We start from the raw sequence: 19846 nt of genomic DNA, 5'->3' as shown, positions 1-19846 counted from the left end.
TCAGTCCGTCCGCAGTGCCTTCGCCAGGTAGGCGGCCGTACGGCTCCCCGCCGCCCGGGCGACCTCCCGCGGCGTCCCGGTGGCGACGATCCGTCCGCCCCGGTCCCCGCCGCCGGGCCCCAGGTCGATCACCCGGTCCGCACCGGCCACCACCGCCATGTCGTGCTCCACGACCACCACGGTGTTCCCCGCGTCCACCAGCCCGTGCAACTGCCGCATCAGCACCTCCACATCGGCCGGATGCAGCCCTGTCGTCGGCTCGTCCAGCAGATAGAGCGTGTGACCCCGCCGGGCGCGCTGGAGCTCCGTGGCGAGCTTGATCCGCTGCGCCTCACCGCCCGACAGCTCCGTCGCCGGCTGCCCCAGCCGCAGATAGCCGAGCCCCACGTCGAGCAGCGCCCGCAGGCTGCGCCCGGCCGCCGGAGTCCCGGCGAGGAACTCCGCCGCCGCCTCCACGGTCAGGTCCAGCACCTCGGCGATCGTGAGTCCGCGCAGCGTCACCTCCAGCGTCCGAGGGTTGTAGCGCGCGCCGTGACAGTCCGGGCACGGGGCGTACGTACTGGGCAGGAAGAGCAGCTCGACCGAGACGAAGCCCTCGCCCTGGCAGGTCTCGCACCGCCCGCCCGCCACGTTGAACGAGAACCGGCCCGCCCGGTACTTCCGCTCGCGCGCGGTCTCCGTCTCCGCGAACAGTTTCCGCACGACGTCGAACAGCCCGGTGTACGTCGCCAGGTTGGACCGGGGCGTACGGCCGATGGGCCGCTGGTCCACCTGCACGAGCCGGTCCACCGCCTCCAGGCCCTCCGCCGAAGCGCAGCCTCGTGCCTCCGGCGCCGCAGGGTCCTGCGAGGCATCCGCCGGCCGCCGGTCGGCCAGCGCCCCGGCCAGGACCTGACCGACGAGGGTCGACTTGCCCGACCCCGACACCCCGGTGACCGCCGTCAGCACACCCAGCGGGAACGCGGCGTCGACGCCGCGCACGTTGTGCAGGCCGACTCCGCGCAGCGTGATCCACCCCGAGGGCGCCCGTGGCTCGCGCTCCGGCGCCGGGTCCTCGTCGAAGAGGAACCGCCGGGTCGCGGACCCGGTCACCCCCGCGAGGTCCGCCGGAGGTCCGCTGTGCAGGACCCGGCCACCGTGTTCACCCGCCAGTGGACCCACGTCCACCAGCCAGTCGGCCTGCCGCACCACATCCATCTGGTGCTCCACCACGAACACCGAGTTACCCGCCTCCTTGAGCTTGCCGAGCACCCCGAGCAGGGACTCCGTGTCGGCCGGGTGGAGGCCCGCCGACGGCTCGTCCAGCACATAGACGACGCCGAAGAGCCCCGAGCGCAGCTGGGTGGCCAGCCTGAGCCGCTGCAGCTCGCCCGCCGACAGGGTCGGGGCCGTACGGTCGAGGCTGAGATAGCCGAGCCCCAGCTCGGTGACCGGTCCGATCCTGGCCAGCAGATCGGCCGTCAGCACCCGTGCCGTGTCACTCCCGCCGCCCGCCTCCAGCAGCACCTCGGTGAGGGCGGTCAGAGGGAGCGCGACGAGGTCGGCGATCGAGCGGCCGGCGAACGTGACCGCCATGGCCTCGGGCCGCAGCCGGCCGCCCCCGCACACCGGGCACGGCGCGCTCGTCAGGAAGCGCTCCGCCTTGGCCCGCAGCGTCCGGCTCCTGGAGTCCGCGAACGTGTGCATCACATAGCGGCGGGCGCTCATGTACGTGCCCTGGTACGGACGCTGGATGCGGCCCGCTTCGCGCACCGGATGGACCGTCACCACAGGCTGCTCGTCGGTGAACAGGATCCACGCGCGGTCCGCCGGGTCCAGCTCCCGCCACGGGCGCTCGATGTCGTAGCCCAGGGCGTCCAGGACGTCACGCAGATTCTTGCCCTGCCAGGCCCCCGGCCAGGCCGCGATCGCTCCGTCGCGGATCGACAACGCCCGATCCGGGACGAGCAGTTCCTCCGTGGTGCGGTGGACGCGCCCCAGGCCGTGGCACTCGGGGCACGCCCCGGCCGCCGTGTTCGGGGAGAAGGAGTCAGAGTCGAGCCGTTCGGCGCCGGGCGGATAGTCACCGGCGCGCGAGAAGAGCATGCGCAGGGAGTTGGAGAGCGTGGTGACCGTGCCCACCGATGAACGTGACCCGGGCGCGGACCGGCGCTGTTCCAGGGACACGGCGGGCGGCAGACCGGTGATCTCACCGACGTCGGGCGCTCCGACCTGGTGGATCAGCCGGCGGGCGTACGGGGCGACGGACTCGAAGTACCGGCGCTGGGCCTCCGCGTAGATCGTCCCGAACGCCAGGGACGACTTCCCCGAGCCCGAGACGCCGGTGAAGACCACGAGGGTGTCGCGCGGGATGTCGACGTCCACGTCGCGGAGGTTGTGCTCACGCGCGCCGCGTACCCGGACGTACGGATCATGGGGGGTGGACATCGGCGGTGCGGCTCCGTGGGGGGATCGGCGGGGCGGACATGCTTCTGCCGGTGATCCTCCCGCACGCGGACGGACCACCGGCAGCGCGGGGTGTCCGCCCTACACCATGGGGTCCATGCCGCGGTCCGTCATGGAGCTCTCCTGCTCGCTCTGCTCCCGCAGCCGGCGGGCCTTGTCCTGGAGCCGCTGCCGCTGCTCCGGGTCGGTGGCGCGTTCCGCGGCCTCGTTCAGTTCCTGGGCCTTGGCACGCAGCTGCTTGGCACGGCCGCCGGACTCACCTGCAACGCTCATGATCACTCCTGGATCTGTGGGGGAGCGGACACCACCAGGGAAGCAGCGCCCGGCCCCGCCTGCATCTCGAGCGGCACGCTCCGGCCGTACCGGGTCAGGCGTTCTCGTCGAGACGGAAACCGACCTTGAGTCCCACCTGGTAGTGGGCGATGCGGCCGTCCTCGATATGGCCGCGGACCTGCGTCATCTCGAACCAGTCGAGATTGTGCAACGTTTCGGAGGCTCTTGCGACGCCGTTCCTGATCGCCGCGTCGAGACCCTCCTCGGAGGTTCCTACGATCTCGGTGACCCGGTAGGTGTGATTAGACATCTAATGTCTCCTTTCGTGGTTCCACGGTGCCTCACTCCGGGTCGGGGCGCGAGGCATCGCGAGAGGCGCCCGCCCCGCGAACCGCGACGGGGCGGGGCTTGACCTGCTCATTGGTCCATACCAAACTCCGGTCCATACGCCCGTGCGAGCGCCGCCCGCAGTCCCCCCACCCGGGTCCTGTCATTAGTCGTGCCGTTTCGCAGAAGGTGACCCCCGTGAAGATCCGCATACTGGCCGGAGCCGTCGCGCTCGCTTCCACTGTCGCCCTGAGCGGTTGCGGCTACCTTCCCGGTGCGGGCACCGACAGCAGCACCGTGACGGTGTGGCTGATGAAGGGCAGCGCCTCCCAGGGCTTCCTGGACAGATTCAAGGAGTCGTACGAGGCCGAGCACCCGTCGGTCGAACTGGAGTTCGTTCTCCAGGAGTGGGGCGGAATCGGCCCCAAGGTCCTGAAGGCGCTCGAGGGCGACGACGCACCGGACGTCATCGAGGTCGGCAACACCCAGGTCGCCCAGTACGCGGAGAGCGGTGAACTGCGCGATCTCACCCTGGAATCGATGCGCGACCTGGGCGGCGAGGACTGGCTGCCGGGACTCGCCGAACCGGGCAAGGTCAACGGCGGACAGTACGGAATCCCCTGGTACGCGGCCAACCGCGTCGTGATCTACAACAAGGACCTGTTCGAGCAGGCGGGAATCACCGAACTCCCCAGGACCCGCGAGGAGTGGGTGGAGACCAGCGAGCGGCTGAACACGGGTGGCAGGCAGGGCATCTACCTCGCCGGACAGAACTGGTACGTGCTCGCCGGCTTCATCTGGGACGAGGGCGGCGAACTGGCGGACGACCGCGGCGGCGACTGGGAAGGCACCCTCGACTCACCCGCCGCTCTACGGGGCATGGACTTCTACAAGACGCTTCAGGCGCTCGGCGACGGCCCCAAGGACGCCGACGAGCAGACGCCCCCGGAGACCGATGTGTTCGCCGAGGGCGACGTCGCCCAGATCATCTCCGTGCCCGGCAGTGCCGCACTCATCGAGCAGCGGAACCCCGGACTCAAGGGGAAGCTCGGCTACTTCCCCATCCCCGGGAAGAGCGCGAAGAAGCCGGGCGCGGTCTTCACCGGGGGCTCCGACCTGATCGTGCCCGAAGACGCCGATCAGCGGAGCGAGGGCATCGAGGTCGTCAAGGCCCTCGCGGGGGAGCAGTGGCAGACGGAACTCGCCCGGGCCATGAGCTACGTGCCGAACAAGCCCGCTCTGGCGAGGGCCGTCGAAGGCCAGGAAGGGACCTCCGCGATGGCGGAGGGCGCCACCGAGGGCCGTGCCACCCCCAATTCGCCCTACTGGCCGGCCGTCGAGGCGGACAACCCGATCAAGCCGTACATGACGGCTGTGCTGGAGGGCGGCGACCCGGCGGAAGAGGCGAAGAAGGCGTCCGAGAGCATCACCTCCAAGCTGATCACCGGCTGACGAGGACCAGGAGGGGCCCGGCCGCCCGGGGCCCCCGGCCGCGAGCCGGGGATTCAGCCGTCGCACATCCCCGCGCTTCGCAGCGGTCACGTCGAATCAAGCCGGTCACGGAAGAAGTAGGGGGGCCGGGCCGTCGCACTCCCGCGGCAGCCGCAGTCCGCCCCGCTGATCCGTCCCCGGAGACCGCCATGACCGTGCTGCCGCTCACCTCCCCCGCCTCCCCGCCCCTCACGTCCGCCACCCCGGCCGGCGTACCCGCACCGCGCCCGGCCGCCGCCGGTGCTCCCTCGGCGTACCGCGTCTCCCTGGCCACCGGCGAGGACGACGTACGGGCCGCCCAGCGCCTGCGCCACCTCGTGTTCGCAGGAGAGCTGGGCGCCAGGCTCGACAGCGCCGAACCGGGCCTGGACAGCGACGCCTTCGACGCCCACTGCGACCACCTGCTCGTGCGCGAGGTGGCCACCGGAGAGGTGGTCGCCACCTACCGGCTGCTGCCGCCCGAGGGGGCCAGGCTCGCGGGCGGCCTCTACGCGGAGAGCGAGTTCGACCTCGCGCGCCTCGGCCCGATCCGCGACGACCTCGTCGAGGTGGGGAGGTCCTGCGTCCACCCGGCCCACCGGGACGGCGCAGTCATCGCACTCATCTGGGCCGGCCTCGCCCGCTACATGGAGCGAACCGGCTACACCTGGCTGGCCGGCTGCTGCTCCGTGCCCCTCGCCGACGGAGGGGCACTGGCCGCCAGGAGCTGGGACACCGTACGGACCCACCACCTGGCTCCCGAGGAGTACTGGGTCACCCCTCACCGTCTCTGGGACACCACGGGTCACCCCGGCGGAGGCGCGGGCGGCCGTTCCGGACTGCCTCCGCTGCTGCGCGGCTACCTGCGCCTCGGCGCCTGGGTCTGCGGAGCCCCGGCCCACGACCCGGACTTCGGTGTCGCGGACCTCTACGTCCTGCTCTCGATGCGCCGTACCGACCCGCGCTACCTGCGGCACTTCCTCTCGCTGGCCCCACTGCGATGAGCGCCTGGCTGCCCGTCGCCCCCTGCACCCCACGCGACTGCGCGCACCACGAGGGCGCCAGGCGTCCGCCACCGCGCGCCGTCGCCCTGCTGCTCGCCGGGTGCGCCCTCACGCTGCTGGGAGTGCTCTGTGTGCCCGCGGTGCTGCTCCTGGGACCGTCGTACCGCGACCGGCTGACCCGCCGGTGGGCCCACGCGGTGGTGCGGTCCTTCGGCGTCCGCGTCCGGATCACCGGCCACCCGGTGGGCGGGGACCGGCCACCGGCGGGCGAGCTCGTGGTCGCCAATCACGTCTCGTGGCTGGACATCCCGCTCGTGGCCGCCGTGCTTCCCGCCCGGATGGTCGCCAAGAGCGAGATACGGAACTGGCCGCTGCTCGGACCGCTCGCCGCGCTCGGCGGCACCCTGTTCATCGAGCGGGACCGGCTGCGGGCCCTCCCGCACGCCGTACGGGCCGTCGCCGGGGCGCTGGCCTCCGGCTCACGGGTCGCGGTGTTCCCGCAGGGCAGCACCTGGTGCGGCCGGAGCGGCGGCGGCCGTTTCCGGCCCGCCGCCTTCCAGGCCGCGATCGACGCCGGCTCCGCCGTCCGCCCGGTCCGCATCAGCTACCGGACGGCGACGGCGAATGCGGCGGGAGCCGCCGCGTTCGTCGGGGACGACCCGCTCGCCGCATCGCTGTGGCGTGTGGTGACGGCCGCGGGGCTCACCGCCGAGATCCGGATCCTGCCGCCGCTCCGCGCGGACGGCGAAACCGGCCGGCGGGCACTGGCGCGGGCGGCTCAGTCCGCCGTGGCCAGCGACAGTGCGAACCTCCCTGCGGTGTCCGTCCACCACTGATCCAGCCGCAGCCCCGCCGCGGCCAGCTCGTCCCGCACCTTCTCCTCACGAAACTTCGCCGAGATCTCCGTGCGCAGTTCCTCGCCCTCCTCGAACTGCACCACGAGATCCAGCTCCCGGATCTTGACCGTCAGCGCACGGCGGGCGCGCAGACGCATCTCGATCCACTCGTGCTCCCGGTCCCAGAGGGCCACATGGGCGAAGTCGTCGGGCGGGAAGTCCGCCTCCAGCTCACGGTTCACCACGGTCAGCACGTTCTTGTTGAAGGCGGCCGTCACCCCGGCCGCGTCGTCGTACGCCGCGACGAGGGTCGCCTCGTCCTTCACCAGGTCCGTGCCGAGCAGCAGCCCGTCCCCGGGAGCGAGCCGCGCCCGTACGGAGCCGAGGAACTCCGCGCGCTCCTCCGGGAGCAGATTGCCGAGCGTCCCGCCGAGGAACACGACCAGCCGGGGGCCGGGGCTCTCCGGCAGCTCCAGGTCGTGCGTGAAGTCGGCGACGAGCGCGTGCACGGACAGCCCGGGACGTTCGGCCAGCAGCGCCTCGGCCGCCCCTGTGAGGGCGCTCTCGCTGACATCGACCGGCACGTACGTGTGCAGCGCCGGCAGCGCGTCCAGCAGGTGCCGCGTCTTCTCCGACGAGCCGGACCCCAGCTCGATCAGGGTCCGCGCCCCGGACGTCGCGGCGATCTCCCCGGCACGGGCGATCAGGATCTCCCGCTCCGCACGCGTCGGGTAGTACTCGTCCAGCCGGGTGATCTCCTCGAACAGGTCGCTGCCGCGGGCGTCGTAGAACCACTTGGGCGGCAGCGTCTTCGGCTGCCGCGTCAGACCGCTCAGCACATCGGCGCGCAGCGCCGCGTCCGTCGCGTCCGCAGGCAGGGTGCGGGTCAGCAGGAAGGGACTCACGCGGTGGGCTCCTTGAGCGGGGTGAGAAGGACATCGGTGCGCGTCGCGGCCAGCAGGGTGCGGTCCGGGACCTCGCGCCAGTACGGATCGTCGTCGTACGGTTCGGAGGCCACCACCGTGCGGCGGCCCGGTTCGTGGAGATACCAGAGGGAGTCGCCCCAGGTGGTCGCCACGATGACGGAACCGTCGGTGAGCAGCAGATTGAGGCGGGAACCGGGGGCGGCCGTGCCGGCATCGCGGACCGTGTCGGCGACCGCCCGGGTTATCTCGTCACCCTGCGCCACCCGGTGGAGCACCAGGGCCCAGATCAGCGCCGAGTCGCTCCGCGCCGCGAGGGAGAGCAGCCGCTCGGGGGGCAGACCCGCGGCCAGCGGTGCCAGGGAGCCGGGCCAGCCCCGTACCGCACCGTTGTGGCTGAACAGCAGGCGTCCCTCGGCGAAGGGAGCCGCGGCGGCCTCCCCGTCCGCCCCGGCGAACGTCGCGTCACGGACCGCGGCGAGCAGTGCCGTGCTGCGCACCACGCGGGCCAGATCGGCGAAGGTCTCGTCGCCCCAGACCGGCCCGGTGCGGCGGTAGCGGCCGGGCACGGGGTCCCCCTCCGCGTACCAGCCGACCCCGAACCCGTCGGCGTTGACCGTGCCGTACCGCTGACGGCGCGGCTCCCAGGACTGGCGGACGAGCCCGTGAGCGGGGGAGGCGAGCACCTCACCCAGCGGTACCGAGGGACCCACGTACGCGATATGACGGCACATCAGGCGTCCCTCGCCGTGCGGAAGCCGGAGAAGATCTGGCGCCGGACGGGGAGGTCCCAGTTTCGGAACGTGCCGCGGCACGCCACCGGGTCCACGGCGAACGAACCGCCGCGCAGCACCTTGTGCCCGGGGCCGAAGAACACCTCCGAGTACTCGCGGTACGGGAACGCGACGAAGCCGGGATAGGGCAGGAAGTCGCTCGACGTCCACTCCCACACGTCCCCGATCAGCTGGCCGGCGCCCGCCGGGGACCGGCCGGCCGCGTAGGCGCCGGCCGCGGCGGGCCGCAGGTGGCGCTGGCCCAGATTGGCCCGCTCGGGGGTCGGGTCCTCGTCGCCCCAGGGATAGCGCAGCGAACGCCCCGAGACGGGGTCGTGCCGGGCGGCCTTCTCCCATTCCGGCTCGGTCGGCAGACGACGGCCCGCCCAGCGGGCGTACGCGTCCGCCTCGTACCAGCTGACGTGGAGCACCGGCTCGTCCGCCCGCACGAGCTCGGTCACGCCGAAGCGCCGGCGCAGCCACCGGCCGGCGTCCCGGTGCCAGAACAGCGGTGCGTCCAGGTCGTGTTCGCGGACCATCGCCCAGCCCTCGGGGGCCCACCAGCGCTCTTCGGTGTAGCCGCCGTCCTCGATGAAGCGCTCGTACGCACCGCAGGTGACCGGTGCGGTGTCGATGTGGAACGCGGCCACCTCACGCCGGTGCGCCGGGCGTTCGTTGTCCAGCGCCCAGGGCTCGGTGGAGGTCCCCATGGTGAAGGGGCCCCCGGGGACCAGGACCTCGGACGGCAGCGCGACGGCACCGGTGGGCTCCGGAGGCTGAGGTGCGTCGAGCACCGCGGGTCCCGAGCGCAGCTGATGGGTGATCAGCATCGTCTCGTCGTGCTGCTGTTCGTGCTGGGCGACCATGCCGAAGGCGAAACCCGCCTGCTCCAGCGGGCGTCCCCCGCCGTGCAGCGGAGCACCGCCGAGGATGTCCAGGGCCCTGCCCCGCACGTCCGCGGCGTACGTCCGTGCCTCCGCCGGTGCCAGCAGGGGCAGGGAGGGCCGGCTGGCCCTGGAGTGCTCGAAGGCGTCGTACAGTCCGTCGATCTCGGGGCGCATCGCCTCACGGCCGCCGACGGCCCGCAGCAGCCACAGCTCCTCCTGGTTCCCGATGTGCGCCAGGTCCCAGACCAGCGGCGACATCAGGGGGGAGTGCTGCGCGGTGAGCTCGTGGTCGTCGACGCTGTCGGTGAGGAGAGCGGTGCGCTCGCGGGCGGTGAGGAGCGCCGTCAGGGCACGCTCGCGCAGCACCTCCGCGTCGAATTCCTGGCCGGTGTGCTGAGCAGAGGTGTCAGTCATCGGACCAAGTCCTTTCCGTGCGGCGCCTGGGCCGGGTCGGGAAAATCGTCGGCCGGGCATCGGCCCCGGGCCACATAGCGGTCATGGAAGGCGGCGACCGTTCCGAGGACGTGGTCACTCGCCCCGATCCTGGGCAGCGCCTCCAGTGCCGCCGTGAAACAGGACACGGCCGCCACCGCCAGCTCCGGATCCCTCAGCCCGTCGCGGGCGGCGGCGGTCCAGAGAGGGTTGCGGGGCGCGGCCGACAGGCCCGCGGTCTCGGCCAGAGGTTTCACGGTGCGGTACACGGTCTCGGCTGCCTCCGGGTCGTCGAAGAGAGCGGTGGTGACGGCAAGCGGCACGAGCCAGCCGTCGGCGCCGGACTGGGCGTCGATCATGCGCAGTTCCAGGTGTCCGCGCGGGCGCACCGGCGGGAACAGCGTGGTGAGGTGATAGTCGAGATCGGCCCGCACCGGCGGCCTCGGCCCACCGCTGCGGATCCAGTCACGGAACGTCAGCCCCTGCGGTACGGCCCAGGGCCCGTCGTCGGTCCGCACACACATCACCGGTGTGGCGAGCACATGCTCGGCCCACGCCTCCCGGGGCGCGAGACGGCTCTGCGGCGCGAGCGCCCTGGCCGGATCGAGGCCGGCCCACAGCGCCTGCCGGGTCGACTGCCAGCCGGTGCGCCGGCCCTGCCGGAACGGCGAATTGGCGAAGGCGGCGACCAGGACCGCGCCCAACAGGTTCCCGAGCTGCCAGCGCCGCCCGTAACCCAGTGGGCCCGGCTCCTCCTCACCGGCGTCCAGACAGACCTGGACGGACGCCGAGGTGCACATCATCGCGCGGCCGTCGGAACCCGACCGGTCGAGCGCGGCTTCCATGGCGTCGTAACGCGGCTCCCGGAGCAGACGGCGCGGTGGATGCCACGGGTCCACGCCCATGCCGGCCAGGGCCAGCCCGGCCCGGCCGAGAGTGTCCCGTACGGAGACGAGATCGGCGGCCGTGGCGTCGACACAGGCCATCAGGGAGCCCGCCGGCTGGGAGCTGAGCTCCAGCTGACCGCCGGGTTCGAAGGTCAGGGCAGCGGCCGGCGGGGTGGCGCGCACGGCGTCGGCCGCGGCGCGGAGGCGGTCGTGGTCCACGGCGACCTCGGGATGTTCACGGTCGTGGATGAGCCATTCCAGCTCCACACCGACCGTCCGGGGCGGTCCCGTCTTGAAACATATGCCGCGGAGCAGATCCTCCGCTTCTTCCTCGCCGAGCGGCTCCGCGCCGACAGGCGGGCCGTGCTGGCCGAGAGTGTCCGGGGGCATGCTGGGCCTCCTCTTCGGGTGCTTGCTTCCCACCCAAACCCTTACCGGGAGTTCGCACAAGGGTGCCCCTGGGCGACGGAAAACCGGTTGCGTCCATGCCGCCACGACGCCCAGCATGCCCCGTATGCACCACACGGGGGCGCGCCCATGAGCGCACGACTGCGCGGCATCGCGCGAGAGACCGAGTCCATCGTCCTGGCCGGCCGCTACCGCACGCCCGGGGGGCGCGAGGTGTCGATCGAGCGCGCCCTGGCCGCCGCGCTCTCAGGCACCAGGCTGTACGGTCCCGAGCCTGTCCACGTGGCAGTCCTGGACACCGACCGCAGCCCGGTCGTCGAGGTGACGGGCGAGACGAGCCTGCGGGCGGCACGCCGGTTGGCGGAGCAGTCGGCGGCCAAGGTGGTGGTGCTGAACTACGCCTCCGCCCGCAATCCCGGCGGCGGCTACCTGAACGGCGCGCAGGCACAGGAGGAGTCCCTGTGCCGGGGCTCCGCGCTCCACGCGACGCTGCTGCGGGCCCCCGATTTCTACGCGCACCACCGCGCCGAACGCAGTGCCCTCTACACCGACAGGGTCATCCACTCACCCGGTGTGCCGGTCTTCCGCGACGACGGGGGAAGGCTCCTGGAAACCCCGTACTCCGCCGGATTCCTCACCTCGCCCGCGCCCAACGCCGGAGTGATCCGCAGCAGGGACCCCGGCCTGGTTCCCCGCATACCCGCCGCGCTGGCGAGCCGCGCCGAACGCGTGCTCGAGGTCGCCGCGGTCCGGGGGTACCGACGGCTGGTCCTGGGCGCGTGGGGCTGCGGCGTCTTCATGAACGACCCGGCCGAGGTGGCCGGCGCGTTCCGTGCCCTGCTCACCGACGGCGGGCGGTTCGCCGGTCACTTCGAACAGATCGTGTTCGGCGTCCCGGACCGCGATCCCGACTCCGCCGTCCGGGCGGCCTTCACCCGGGCGTTCGGCGGTCAGCTCCAGCCGTAGCGCTCCCGCAGCCGCCCCACGACCAGGTCGTACCTTCCCCGGTCCAGCTCACACGCCTCGCGCCGCATCCCGTCCTCGTGCACCCGCAGGACCCGGTCCAGATCCACCCAGGACGGCCGCCCCGAGCTGTCCCACGGCCCCGCCCCCAGGGAGACCCACTCGTGGTCACCGTCGTGCTGCTTACTGGACAGCTGCACGGCGAGAAGCGTCCCGCGCTCCTCCCGGGCCACGACGAGAACCGGCCGGTCCTTGCCGCGCCCGTCGTTCTCCTCGAACGGCACCCAGGTCCAGACGATCTCGCCGGGATCGGGGTCACCGTCGCGATCGGGGGCGTACGAGGTGCGAACGGGTCCCGCATCGCGTGGCTCGGCCTCCGTGGTCGCGGCCGGCCCGCTGCGCCCCGGGAAGTCGGTCGTACTGTCGCTGCTGTGGTTGGTCTGCTGGAACGTCATCGCAATACCGTAGAACCTGTGCGGCCCGGTCCGTGGAGGGGGGCGGCGAAACGGACCCTCGGGCTCCCCATGATCACTCCGTCCGTCGTCCGGCTGCCCCACGCCGTCCCCGTCGGAGGGCGCGGGGCAGGACGCACGGCGCCACGCCGGTGCCTGACGACCCGTTACGGAGCCCCGGCCCGCCGGTGAGCCTCAGCGGTCTGGAAGACTGCCGGACGCCATGAGCCAGGTGTCCGAGCAGCCCGCGGGCATCTCCGTACCGACCAGCGCCGACGTGGCGCGCCTCGCGGGAGTCTCCCGGGCCACCGTGTCCTACGTACTGAACAACAACACGACCGTGCGGATCAGCGAACCCACCCTGCGCCGGGTCAGGGAAGCCGCCGCCGACCTCGGCTACGTACCGCAGTCGTGCAGTACGGCAGTGTGGGCCTGGACGCCGACGAGGCGGCGAGGGCGTGGGCGGAGCTCCGCCCCGTCGCCGTCGTGTCGCCCGGGAACATCGCCCTCACCCCGTACGGCATAGGAGTGCTCAACCGCTCCGGTGCCAAGGCCGTGATCACCCTGGGTCCGCAACCGGTCGAGGGCGCGCACGCCCTTGTCATGGACCAGCGCGAGGCCGGCGGCTGCGCGGTCCGGCACCTGCTCTCGCGCGGACGGCGCGGGATCGGGGTGATCACGCCCCGGGAACCCGGCCCCGCCCTGCACGCCGGCTCCCGCCTGGCCGGGGTGGTGCGCACCGTGGAGTGGACGCCCGGGTCCAGCCACTGCCCCTGCGGTACGACGAGCGGTCGGCCGAGGACCTCGCCGCCCGTTGGCGCACCCTCGGCCTGGACGCGGTGTTCGCGTACAACGACGAATACGCCATGCTGCTGATGAGAGCGCTCCAGGACGCCGGTGTCGACGTACCCGCGGAGACGGCCGTGATCGGTGCCGACGACCTGATGCTCGGCAGGCTCCTGCGGCCCCGGCTCGGCAGCGTCACCATGGAACTCGCGACCGCCCAGTCACCGGCCGAGATGATCGACCGCCTGGTGCGGAACCCGGGCGGCACACCGGAGCGCCACTGTCTGCTGCGGGCCGCAGCGGTGACACGGGAATCCAGCTGACCGTTCCGCCGGCCGGGCGGCGTTGCGACATGCGCGGGTGGCCGGCGATGTCTAGCGTCGACGGCATGAGCCATCCGCAGAGCTACGAGATCCTGCTGTTCCCGGAACCGGAGGAGCCCGTCACCGGGGCGCCCGCGCCCGGCACCGCCATCCGTTCCGCGGTCGTGGCGGCCACCGGCGAAACCGGGGCATCCGGCTATCCGCGTTATGCCGGAGGCGGCATGGAGGCGGATATCGACCCGGCCTCGCACACGGTGGAAGCCCTGCTGGTGGACGGCGCGGAACTGGACTACGGGCTCACGGCCGGGATCGCGGAGCGCATCCTCGGTACGGGGGCAGGGGAGGCGGAGCAGGCCGGTACGGAGCAGACCCGGACGGACAGCTGACCGTCACCGATACCCATGACGAAGGCCCGGCCGCCAGGCCGGGCCTTCGTCACGTCTGCCGCACATCGCCAGGGACTTACTGCTGCTCCTGCTGCGCCTGCTTCTGCTCCTCGACGGACTTGCGCACCTCGTCCATGTCCAGGTTGCGCGCCTGGCCGATGACGTCCTCCAGCGCCGACTCCGGGAGCGCCCCGGGCTGGGAGAAGACCGCCACGTTGTCACGGACGATCATGAGCGTGGGAATGGACTGGATCTCGAAGGCAGCAGCCAGCTCCTGCTGCGCCTCCGTGTCGACCTTGGCGAAGACCAGGTCGGGGTGGCGCTCGGACGCCGAGTCGTAGACCGGGGCGAACTGCCGGCACGGACCGCACCAGGAAGCCCAGAAGTCGATCAGCAGGAATTCGTTGTCGCTCACGACCTGATCGAAGTTTTCCTTGGTGAGCTCTACGGTGCTCATACTCTGTTACCTCTTCCTGGGACCGTTCCGACCTGTCCGGCACAACGGTGACGTCACTTGCGCTATTCCGCCTGCCCATGTGGCCGCCGCGCACACCCACGAGGAGACTGTTCGCATGACTGTTGACGAGGGTGCGAAGAACAACGAATACGACGTCGTGGTCATCGGGGCCGGCCCGGTGGGGGAGAACGTCGCGGACCGGGCCAGAGCTGCCGGACTGAGCACCGCGGTGATCGAGTCCGAGCTGATCGGCGGCGAGTGCTCGTACTGGGCGTGCATGCCCAGCAAGGCACTGCTGCGCCCGGTCGTCGCACGGGCCGACGCGCGCCGTGTTCCCGGACTGAGCGGCGCGGCGCGGGAGCCGCTCGACGTGGACGCCGTCCTCGCGCACCGTGACGAGGAGGCTTCGCACTGGAAGGACGACGGGCAGGTCGCCTGGCTGGACAGCGTCGGTGCCGACATCTACCGCGGCGTGGGCCGGCTGACGGGGGTACGGCAGGTATCCGTCACGGCCGCCGACGGGTCCGAGCAGCACCTGACCGCCCGGCACGCCGTCGCCGTGTGCACCGGAAGCCGGGCCGTCGTCCCCGCCCTGCCCGGCATCGAGGACGTACGGCCGTGGACCAGCCGCGAGGCGACCAGCGCCAAGGAGGTGCCGGGCCGGCTCGTCGTCGTGGGCGGGGGAGTGGTCGGAGTGGAGATGGCCACCGTCTGGCAGGGGCTCGGTGCCGAGGTGACCATGCTGATCCGCGGCAAGCGCCTGCTCCCCAAGATGGAACCCTTCGCGGGCGAGCTGGTCGCCGAGGCCCTGACCGACGCCGGCGCCCGGATCCTTACAGGAGTCTCCGCCAAGGAGGTACGCAGGGCGGGCCACGACGGCCCGGTCACCGTCGAGCTCGACAACGGCGAAAGTCTGGAGACCGACGAGATCCTCTTCGCCACCGGCCGTGCCCCGCGCACCGACGACCTCGGACTCGACACCGTGGGCCTCCGGCCGGGCTCCTGGCTCTCCGTCGACGACAGCTGTCTCGTGGAGGGCAGCGACTGGCTGTACGCCGTCGGAGACGTCAACCACCGCGCGCTCCTCACCCACCAGGGCAAGTACCAGGCCCGTATCGCGGGAGCCGCGATCGCGGCCCGCGCGCAGCAGGCGCCTGCTCTGGAGACGGACCGCTGGGGCGCACACGCTGCCACCGCCGACCACGCGGCTGTGCCCCAGGTCGTGTTCACGGACCCGGAGGCGGCGTCGGTCGGCCTCACCCTCGCGGAGGCGGAGGAGGCGGGCCACCGGGTCCGTGCCGTCGACTACGACCTGGCCTCGGTCGCCGGTTCCGGCCTGTACGCGCAGGGGTACAAGGGGCGGGCCAGGATGGTCGTCGACCTGGACCGCGAGATCCTGCTCGGCGTCACCTTCGTCGGACCGGGCATCGGAGAACTCCTGCACTCGGCGACCGTCGCCGTCGCCGGCGAGGTGCCGATCGAGCGGCTGTGGCACGCGGTCCCCGCCTACCCGACGATCAGCGAGGTGTGGCTGCGGCTGCTGGAGACGTATCGCGGTTGAGGCCGGACGGCGTAGGCCTGCGTGTGCGGCAGGGCGGCGGGAGTGGTCTCTGTCCTGGCCGGTGCGGCTGGAGGGCGCGTCGAAGGGACCCCGGACGATCCTGCCGTCGCCGCTCGGGTCCTGCGCGGTGGCGTGCCCGCGTGGAAGTCCTGCTCACCTGTCCTGCCGGCCTCACGGGCCGCTCCGTCACGGGTTTCCGGCGTCCCATATTCTGGACGGCGTTCAACCGGTCCGTGAGATGCATGAGAGCGTTGTCGCGCCCGCACCGGTCACGCGGCCTTGCCACGAGGGGGACCTGCGCCGCCGTGCGGGACCGTCGGCCCCCTACGTCGACGGCCGCACTACGCCCTCGTGGGAAAGTTCCAGAGATGTACGCTCCCACCACCGGGCCCGCCCAGGCCCCGTCGCAGTCCCCGGCTCGGCCCGCAAACTCGCGGTCACGCGTCCTGATCGCCAGTCTCATCGGCACGACGATCGAGTTCTACGACTTCTACGTCTACGCGACCGCCGCGGTTCTGGTCTTCCCGAAACTCTTCTTCCCGAACAGCGACCCGACCACAGCCCTGCTTTCCTCCTTCGCGGTCTTCGGCGCGGCGATGGTCGCCCGGCCGATCGGGGCGATCGTCTTCGGCCACCTCGGCGACCGCCTCGGCCGCAAGGGCACCCTGGTGGCCTCGCTGCTCACGATGGGCATCGCCACCTTCCTGATCGGGGTTCTGCCGACGTACGCGCAGGTCGGCTGGGTCGCCACGGCGCTGCTGGTACTGATGCGGCTCGCCCAGGGCTTCGCACTCGGCGGCGAGTGGAGCGGCGCGGCCCTGGTCGCCACCGAGAACGCCCCGGCCGGGAAGCGCGCTCTGTGGGGCACGTTTCCGCAGCTGGGCGCCCCGCTCGGGTTCATCATCGGCAACGGCCTCTTCCTGATCATCGGCGCGCTGTTGCCCTCCGCCGCGGGCGCCGACCCCTCGCAGCCCTCCGACGCCTTCCAGAGCTGGGGCTGGCGGATCCCGTTCCTGTTCTCGGCCGTCATGGTCGCGATCGGTCTCTGGGTACGCATGCGCCTGGTCGAGTCGCAGGTCTTCGCGAAGACGCAGGAGACCGGCAAGGTCCGCAAGCTGCCCCTGGCCACCGTCTTCCGCCACCACTGGAAGCAGTTGCTCCTCGGCAGCTTCGCGATGCTGGCGACGTACGTCCTCTTCTATCTGATGACGACGTTCTCGCTGAGCTACGGCCGAGCCGCCAAGGACGCGGACGTTCCCGGCCTCGGATACAGCTACACCACGTTCGTCCTGATGATGATCTTCGGAGTGCTGTTCTTCGCCGCGTTCACCCTGATCTCGGGGCCGCTCGCGGACAAGTACGGCCGGCGCAAGACTCTCGCCTGGGTCACCGCCGGCATCATCGTCTTCGGCCTGGTCTGGGTGCCGCTGATCAACCTGGGCACGCTCGGCGTGATCCTGTGGCTGGTCCTCGGCTTCACCCTGATGGGCACGACGTTCGGCCCGATGGGCGCGATGCTTCCCGAGCTCTTCCCGACCAGCGTCCGCTACACCGGCTCCGGCATCGCCTACAACGTCAGTTCCATCCTCGGCGCGGCCGTCGCCCCCTTCGTCGCGGTCGCCCTCTGGGAGGCCGGCGACGGCTCCCCGTGGCTGGTCGGCGTCTACCTCTCCGTGATGGCGGTCCTCACGCTGACCGCCCTCCTCATCGGCAAGGAGACCAAGGACGTCGCCCTGGACGAGGGCGAGGTTCCGGCGACCTCCGCCAGGACCGAGGCTCCGTCCGCCTGACACGGACCTCGTACTGCGGCAGGCAACGTCTTCCGTCGACGAGCGGCATCCGGTGCGGCAGGACGGCGTGCCGGGTGTCGGGCGGGGCGAACATTGCCTGGCACGGCATGCGCCGCATCGGACAACGTTCACCCTGTTGTTGTGACGCGCCGTCCGAGTACTGCCTCGGCCGGCGCGTCCGCGCCATGCTGTGCCCCGGCGGCTGCACGCGTGCGGGCCCGTGAGATCGACGACGACGAGGCGCAGCGGCTGCTGCGGATCGTGCCCCGGGGCCCCGGGAAACAGCGCAGACGTTGCCTGTCGGTACTAGTCCACTCGGACGACGTGCCACTCCCCGTCCCGCTCGGCGACCAGGAACTGTGTGAAGTCGAAAGGATTCGCGGGCAGTTCGACGGGGATCAGCGGGTCCTTCTTCCGGGGAGTGACGTGTTCGTCGGTCAGTTCTTCCGCCTCTATGAATTCGCGCTGCTCGGCGGTGAGAGGGCGTGCCAGGGAGGTGACGGCCGTCGGGCAGTCGGCCGTGCCCTGGCGGGTGGCCAGGGACGTAGCGGCGGGTCCGCTGAGCACAGCGCACGCTGTCGGGCCGTCGCCCCGTCCCAGTGCGTGCATCAGGTCGGTGGCGGTTCGAGCGACCGCGTCCTGCTCGGCTCGGTCCTGCCGGCCGGAAGGCATGACTACGAAGACATAGGTGAGCCCGAGGATGAGTGTTACCGCGGCCACAGGCAGGCAGGTGGATGCATCGATCTTCATGGCCAGGAGCGTACGGCGGACACCGGCGCCCGTTCCGCAGGCCGCGATGAGGCGCATCACTCGTACCAGCCTGCGGCGGCGACGGCCCGTGGGCCCCGCACGTGGAGGTGGCGACACCGGCACCCGGATCGATCTCACCGGACGGGGCGCGAACGGCTTCCCGCGCTCCTGGCGGGCCCCGCGAAGCGGGCCGACCCCAAGATCACCGCCCGCCACGCGGCGCCGGCCCGCCGGGAGACGGGGCCGGCGCCGCGGCAGGTCAGCCCGGCCAGACGCCGGTCAGGCGACGCGTGGCCACGGCGCCCGAGCGGTCGACGGCCGCCTTGACCACGGCGAAGATGGCGCCCTGCAGCGCGGCGGCGAGCAGGATCTGCCGCCAGGACCGGTCTTCGTCCGTGGCATCGGGTGCGTCGCCCTCGCCCTCGATGATCTTCCACGTCTGCTTGAACGCGGCACCCGCGATCATGCCGCTCGCCGCACCGAGTGCCATCCCGACCGGCTTGTAGGCGATCTTGGACACGTTCATCGGCGCCCCCGACGACGGCGCACCAGCAGGACGGCGGCGAGCAGCACACCGCCCGCGAGAAGCGGGTTGCGGTTGGCGCGCGCGAACGACGCCGCCCCGCCCGCCTTGTCGACCAGCGGGTCGGGTGCCCTGTCCGCCGCGTACTGCCCCGCCCGGGTCGCGGTCTCCCGTACGTGGGACGCGGCCTCGGCCGCCTTCTCCAGGACGGGTTCGGGCGTCCTGTCCTTGACGAGCCGTGTGGCCTGCTCCGCCTTCCCGCGGACCTGATCGGCCACCAGCGCGGCCTTCTCCGCGGCCTGTTCCTTCGCGGCGGCGGCCTTCTCCCTCGCCTGTGCCTTGACGTCGGCCTTCGCCGCCAGCGCCTCGACGGTCCGGCCGAGTTCGTCGCGGGTGCGCTCGACCTGCTCGCGCAGCTCCTCGGGGTTGGAGGCGTCGGGGACAGGAGTTCCTATGTTGGTCCGGGATTCCTTGCTCATCGGTGTGCCTTTCCCTTGATCTCGGCCAGATCGGCCTTGACGCTGCCGACGGTCTGCTCCGGGGCGGGGGAGCCGGCCTCGGCGATCTGCTTCTTCCCGGCCAGGGCGGCCGCCCCTGCGGCCACGGCCAGCACCACCGTGACGACGAGAGCCGACGCCCACAGCGGCAGCACCAGTGCGAGAGCCACGATGCAGGTCGCGACCAGCGCCTGGGCAGCCAGGATGCCGATGAGGCTCGCGGCGCCGAAGAGGCCACCGCCCTTCCCGAAACGTTTGCCCTTCTGGGTCATCTCCGCCCGGGCCAGCCGCATTTCCTCGCGGGCCAGCTCCGAGATCTGCTGCGAGGCGCGCGAGACCAGGACTCCCAACGAGTCGTCGCTGGTGTCGGTCTGCCGCTCTGCCGTGCTCATGGCCAGGTCACCTTGCCTTCCTCGATCTGTCGGAAACATCGGCCGCCCCAGGGCGCCGTCCGTCCGGTGAGGCAGGACCGGTGGACCTCGTAGTGCCGCCATGTCACAACCTCCTCGTCGAACCGTGTGTGCGGACGTCTCGGCTCGACTACCCCGCAACCGCTCCAGCACCCACCCCGCCGGCAAGGGCACCCGGACCGCGCCGCACGCGTTAGTCCAACACCCGCCCCTCCTTTGTCCATGGGCGCGTTCACCCCGGGCAGCGCATCTTGGCGTGCACAGATGCCGTCCAGCGCCAGGA

At 71.9% G+C, this 19846-nt stretch carries 20 protein-coding genes and 1 pseudogene; 8 read left to right on the top strand and 13 right to left on the bottom strand.

Features of this window, described 5'->3' with window-relative positions; genetic code table 11:
• From AB0P41_RS24500 to AB0P41_RS24490, 3 genes are all read right to left on the bottom strand, one after another.
• Complete coding sequence (locus AB0P41_RS24500; RefSeq protein ID WP_365934174.1) at window positions 1-2427, bottom strand: excinuclease ABC subunit UvrA; 2427 nt, start codon at window positions 2425-2427, stop codon at window positions 1-3.
• A gap of 99 nt (window positions 2428-2526) precedes the next feature.
• On the bottom strand, window positions 2527-2718 hold the full coding sequence (locus AB0P41_RS24495; RefSeq protein ID WP_104782993.1) for a DUF6381 family protein: 192 nt from the start codon (window positions 2716-2718) through the stop codon (window positions 2527-2529).
• Between the two features lie 94 nt (window positions 2719-2812).
• Window positions 2813-3028: a dodecin gene (locus tag AB0P41_RS24490; protein ID WP_277330539.1), complete on the bottom strand. Its 216-nt coding sequence runs from the start codon at window positions 3026-3028 to the stop codon at window positions 2813-2815.
• Window positions 3029-3243: 215 nt separating this feature from the next.
• On the opposite strand from AB0P41_RS24490, the gene AB0P41_RS24485 reads away from it, so the two are divergent.
• The 3 genes from AB0P41_RS24485 to AB0P41_RS24475 all read left to right on the top strand — a co-directional run bounded on the left by AB0P41_RS24485 (window position 3244) and on the right by AB0P41_RS24475 (window position 6355).
• Window positions 3244-4497, top strand: a complete 1254-nt coding sequence (locus AB0P41_RS24485) for an extracellular solute-binding protein (protein WP_356711202.1) — start codon at window positions 3244-3246, stop codon at window positions 4495-4497.
• 188 nt (window positions 4498-4685) lie between these two features.
• Window positions 4686-5519, top strand: coding sequence for a GNAT family N-acyltransferase (locus tag AB0P41_RS24480; RefSeq protein ID WP_365934171.1), 834 nt, complete (start codon window positions 4686-4688; stop codon window positions 5517-5519).
• Window positions 5516-6355 (top strand): lysophospholipid acyltransferase family protein, encoded by an 840-nt coding sequence (locus tag AB0P41_RS24475; protein ID WP_365934169.1) that lies wholly within the window; start codon window positions 5516-5518, stop codon window positions 6353-6355. The genes AB0P41_RS24480 and AB0P41_RS24475 overlap by 4 nt, the downstream gene beginning before the upstream one ends.
• Here AB0P41_RS24475 and egtD read toward each other — a convergent pair.
• The 4 genes from egtD to egtA are packed head-to-tail and all read right to left on the bottom strand — an operon-like array spanning window position 6298 to window position 10647.
• Window positions 6298-7260 carry an L-histidine N(alpha)-methyltransferase gene (gene egtD / locus AB0P41_RS24470; RefSeq protein WP_365934168.1) on the bottom strand — a complete coding sequence of 321 codons (963 nt, stop codon included), beginning with the start codon at window positions 7258-7260 and terminating at the stop codon, window positions 6298-6300. The genes AB0P41_RS24475 and egtD overlap by 58 nt on opposite strands.
• Window positions 7257-8012, bottom strand: a complete 756-nt coding sequence (gene egtC, locus AB0P41_RS24465; protein ID WP_365934167.1) for an ergothioneine biosynthesis protein EgtC — start codon at window positions 8010-8012, stop codon at window positions 7257-7259. The genes egtD and egtC overlap by 4 nt, the downstream gene beginning before the upstream one ends.
• Window positions 8012-9352: an ergothioneine biosynthesis protein EgtB gene (gene egtB / locus AB0P41_RS24460; protein ID WP_365934165.1), complete on the bottom strand. Its 1341-nt coding sequence runs from the start codon at window positions 9350-9352 to the stop codon at window positions 8012-8014. Before egtB ends, egtC begins: the two co-directional genes overlap by 1 nt.
• Window positions 9349-10647: an ergothioneine biosynthesis glutamate--cysteine ligase EgtA gene (gene egtA / locus AB0P41_RS24455; RefSeq protein WP_365934164.1), complete on the bottom strand. Its 1299-nt coding sequence runs from the start codon at window positions 10645-10647 to the stop codon at window positions 9349-9351. The genes egtB and egtA overlap by 4 nt, the downstream gene beginning before the upstream one ends.
• A 147-nt stretch (window positions 10648-10794) precedes the next feature.
• Between egtA and AB0P41_RS24450 the strand changes: the two genes are divergently transcribed.
• Window positions 10795-11631 carry a TIGR02452 family protein gene (locus tag AB0P41_RS24450; protein WP_365934162.1) on the top strand — a complete coding sequence of 279 codons (837 nt, stop codon included), beginning with the start codon at window positions 10795-10797 and terminating at the stop codon, window positions 11629-11631.
• On the opposite strand, the gene AB0P41_RS24445 is transcribed toward AB0P41_RS24450, so the two are convergent.
• Window positions 11616-12083, bottom strand: a complete 468-nt coding sequence (locus AB0P41_RS24445; RefSeq protein ID WP_356711186.1) for a type II toxin-antitoxin system PemK/MazF family toxin — start codon at window positions 12081-12083, stop codon at window positions 11616-11618. The two genes, AB0P41_RS24450 and AB0P41_RS24445, sit on opposite strands and share 16 nt — an antisense overlap.
• Window positions 12084-12303: 220 nt before the next feature.
• Between AB0P41_RS24445 and AB0P41_RS24440 the strand changes: the two are divergent.
• Both AB0P41_RS24440 and AB0P41_RS24435 read left to right on the top strand, forming a co-directional pair.
• A pseudogene (locus tag AB0P41_RS24440) lies at window positions 12304-13189 on the top strand (LacI family DNA-binding transcriptional regulator).
• A 65-nt stretch (window positions 13190-13254) separates the two neighbouring features.
• Entirely contained in the window at window positions 13255-13575 is a 321-nt protein-coding gene (locus AB0P41_RS24435; RefSeq protein ID WP_365934160.1) for a hypothetical protein, read from the top strand.
• 76 nt (window positions 13576-13651) lie between these two features.
• On the opposite strand, the gene trxA is transcribed toward AB0P41_RS24435, so the two are convergent.
• Window positions 13652-14032, bottom strand: coding sequence for a thioredoxin (gene trxA / locus AB0P41_RS24430; protein WP_356711182.1), 381 nt, complete (start codon window positions 14030-14032; stop codon window positions 13652-13654).
• 115 nt (window positions 14033-14147) lie between these two features.
• Between trxA and AB0P41_RS24425 the strand changes: the two genes are divergently transcribed.
• Together AB0P41_RS24425 and AB0P41_RS24420 are read left to right on the top strand one after the other, a co-directional pair.
• Window positions 14148-15593: an NAD(P)/FAD-dependent oxidoreductase gene (locus AB0P41_RS24425; protein WP_365934158.1), complete on the top strand. Its 1446-nt coding sequence runs from the start codon at window positions 14148-14150 to the stop codon at window positions 15591-15593.
• A gap of 368 nt (window positions 15594-15961) precedes the next feature.
• A complete protein-coding gene (locus AB0P41_RS24420) occupies window positions 15962-17383 on the top strand; it encodes an MFS transporter (protein ID WP_365934156.1) in 1422 nt (473 codons plus the stop codon).
• Window positions 17384-17689: 306 nt separating this feature from the next.
• On the opposite strand, the gene AB0P41_RS24415 is transcribed toward AB0P41_RS24420, so the two are convergent.
• The 4 genes from AB0P41_RS24415 to AB0P41_RS24400 form a co-directional block, all read right to left on the bottom strand.
• The gene (locus AB0P41_RS24415; RefSeq protein WP_365934154.1) at window positions 17690-18133 is read right to left on the bottom strand and encodes a hypothetical protein; all 444 of its coding nucleotides are present in this window, start codon (window positions 18131-18133) and stop codon (window positions 17690-17692) included.
• Between the two features lie 259 nt (window positions 18134-18392).
• Complete coding sequence (locus AB0P41_RS24410) at window positions 18393-18659, bottom strand: DUF4235 domain-containing protein (protein WP_356711177.1); 267 nt, start codon at window positions 18657-18659, stop codon at window positions 18393-18395.
• Window positions 18656-19135 carry a DUF3618 domain-containing protein gene (locus tag AB0P41_RS24405; protein WP_356711175.1) on the bottom strand — a complete coding sequence of 160 codons (480 nt, stop codon included), beginning with the start codon at window positions 19133-19135 and terminating at the stop codon, window positions 18656-18658. Before AB0P41_RS24405 ends, AB0P41_RS24410 begins: the two co-directional genes overlap by 4 nt.
• Window positions 19132-19545, bottom strand: a complete 414-nt coding sequence (locus AB0P41_RS24400) for a phage holin family protein (RefSeq protein ID WP_365934152.1) — start codon at window positions 19543-19545, stop codon at window positions 19132-19134. Before AB0P41_RS24400 ends, AB0P41_RS24405 begins: the two co-directional genes overlap by 4 nt.
• Window positions 19546-19846 lie beyond the last annotated feature (301 nt).

Origin of the sequence: Streptomyces sp. NPDC079167 (genome assembly GCF_040686735.1) — a bacterium.
Classification (GTDB): domain Bacteria; phylum Actinomycetota; class Actinomycetes; order Streptomycetales; family Streptomycetaceae; genus Streptomyces.
This window is presented reverse-complemented; position numbering and strand designations above follow the sequence as displayed.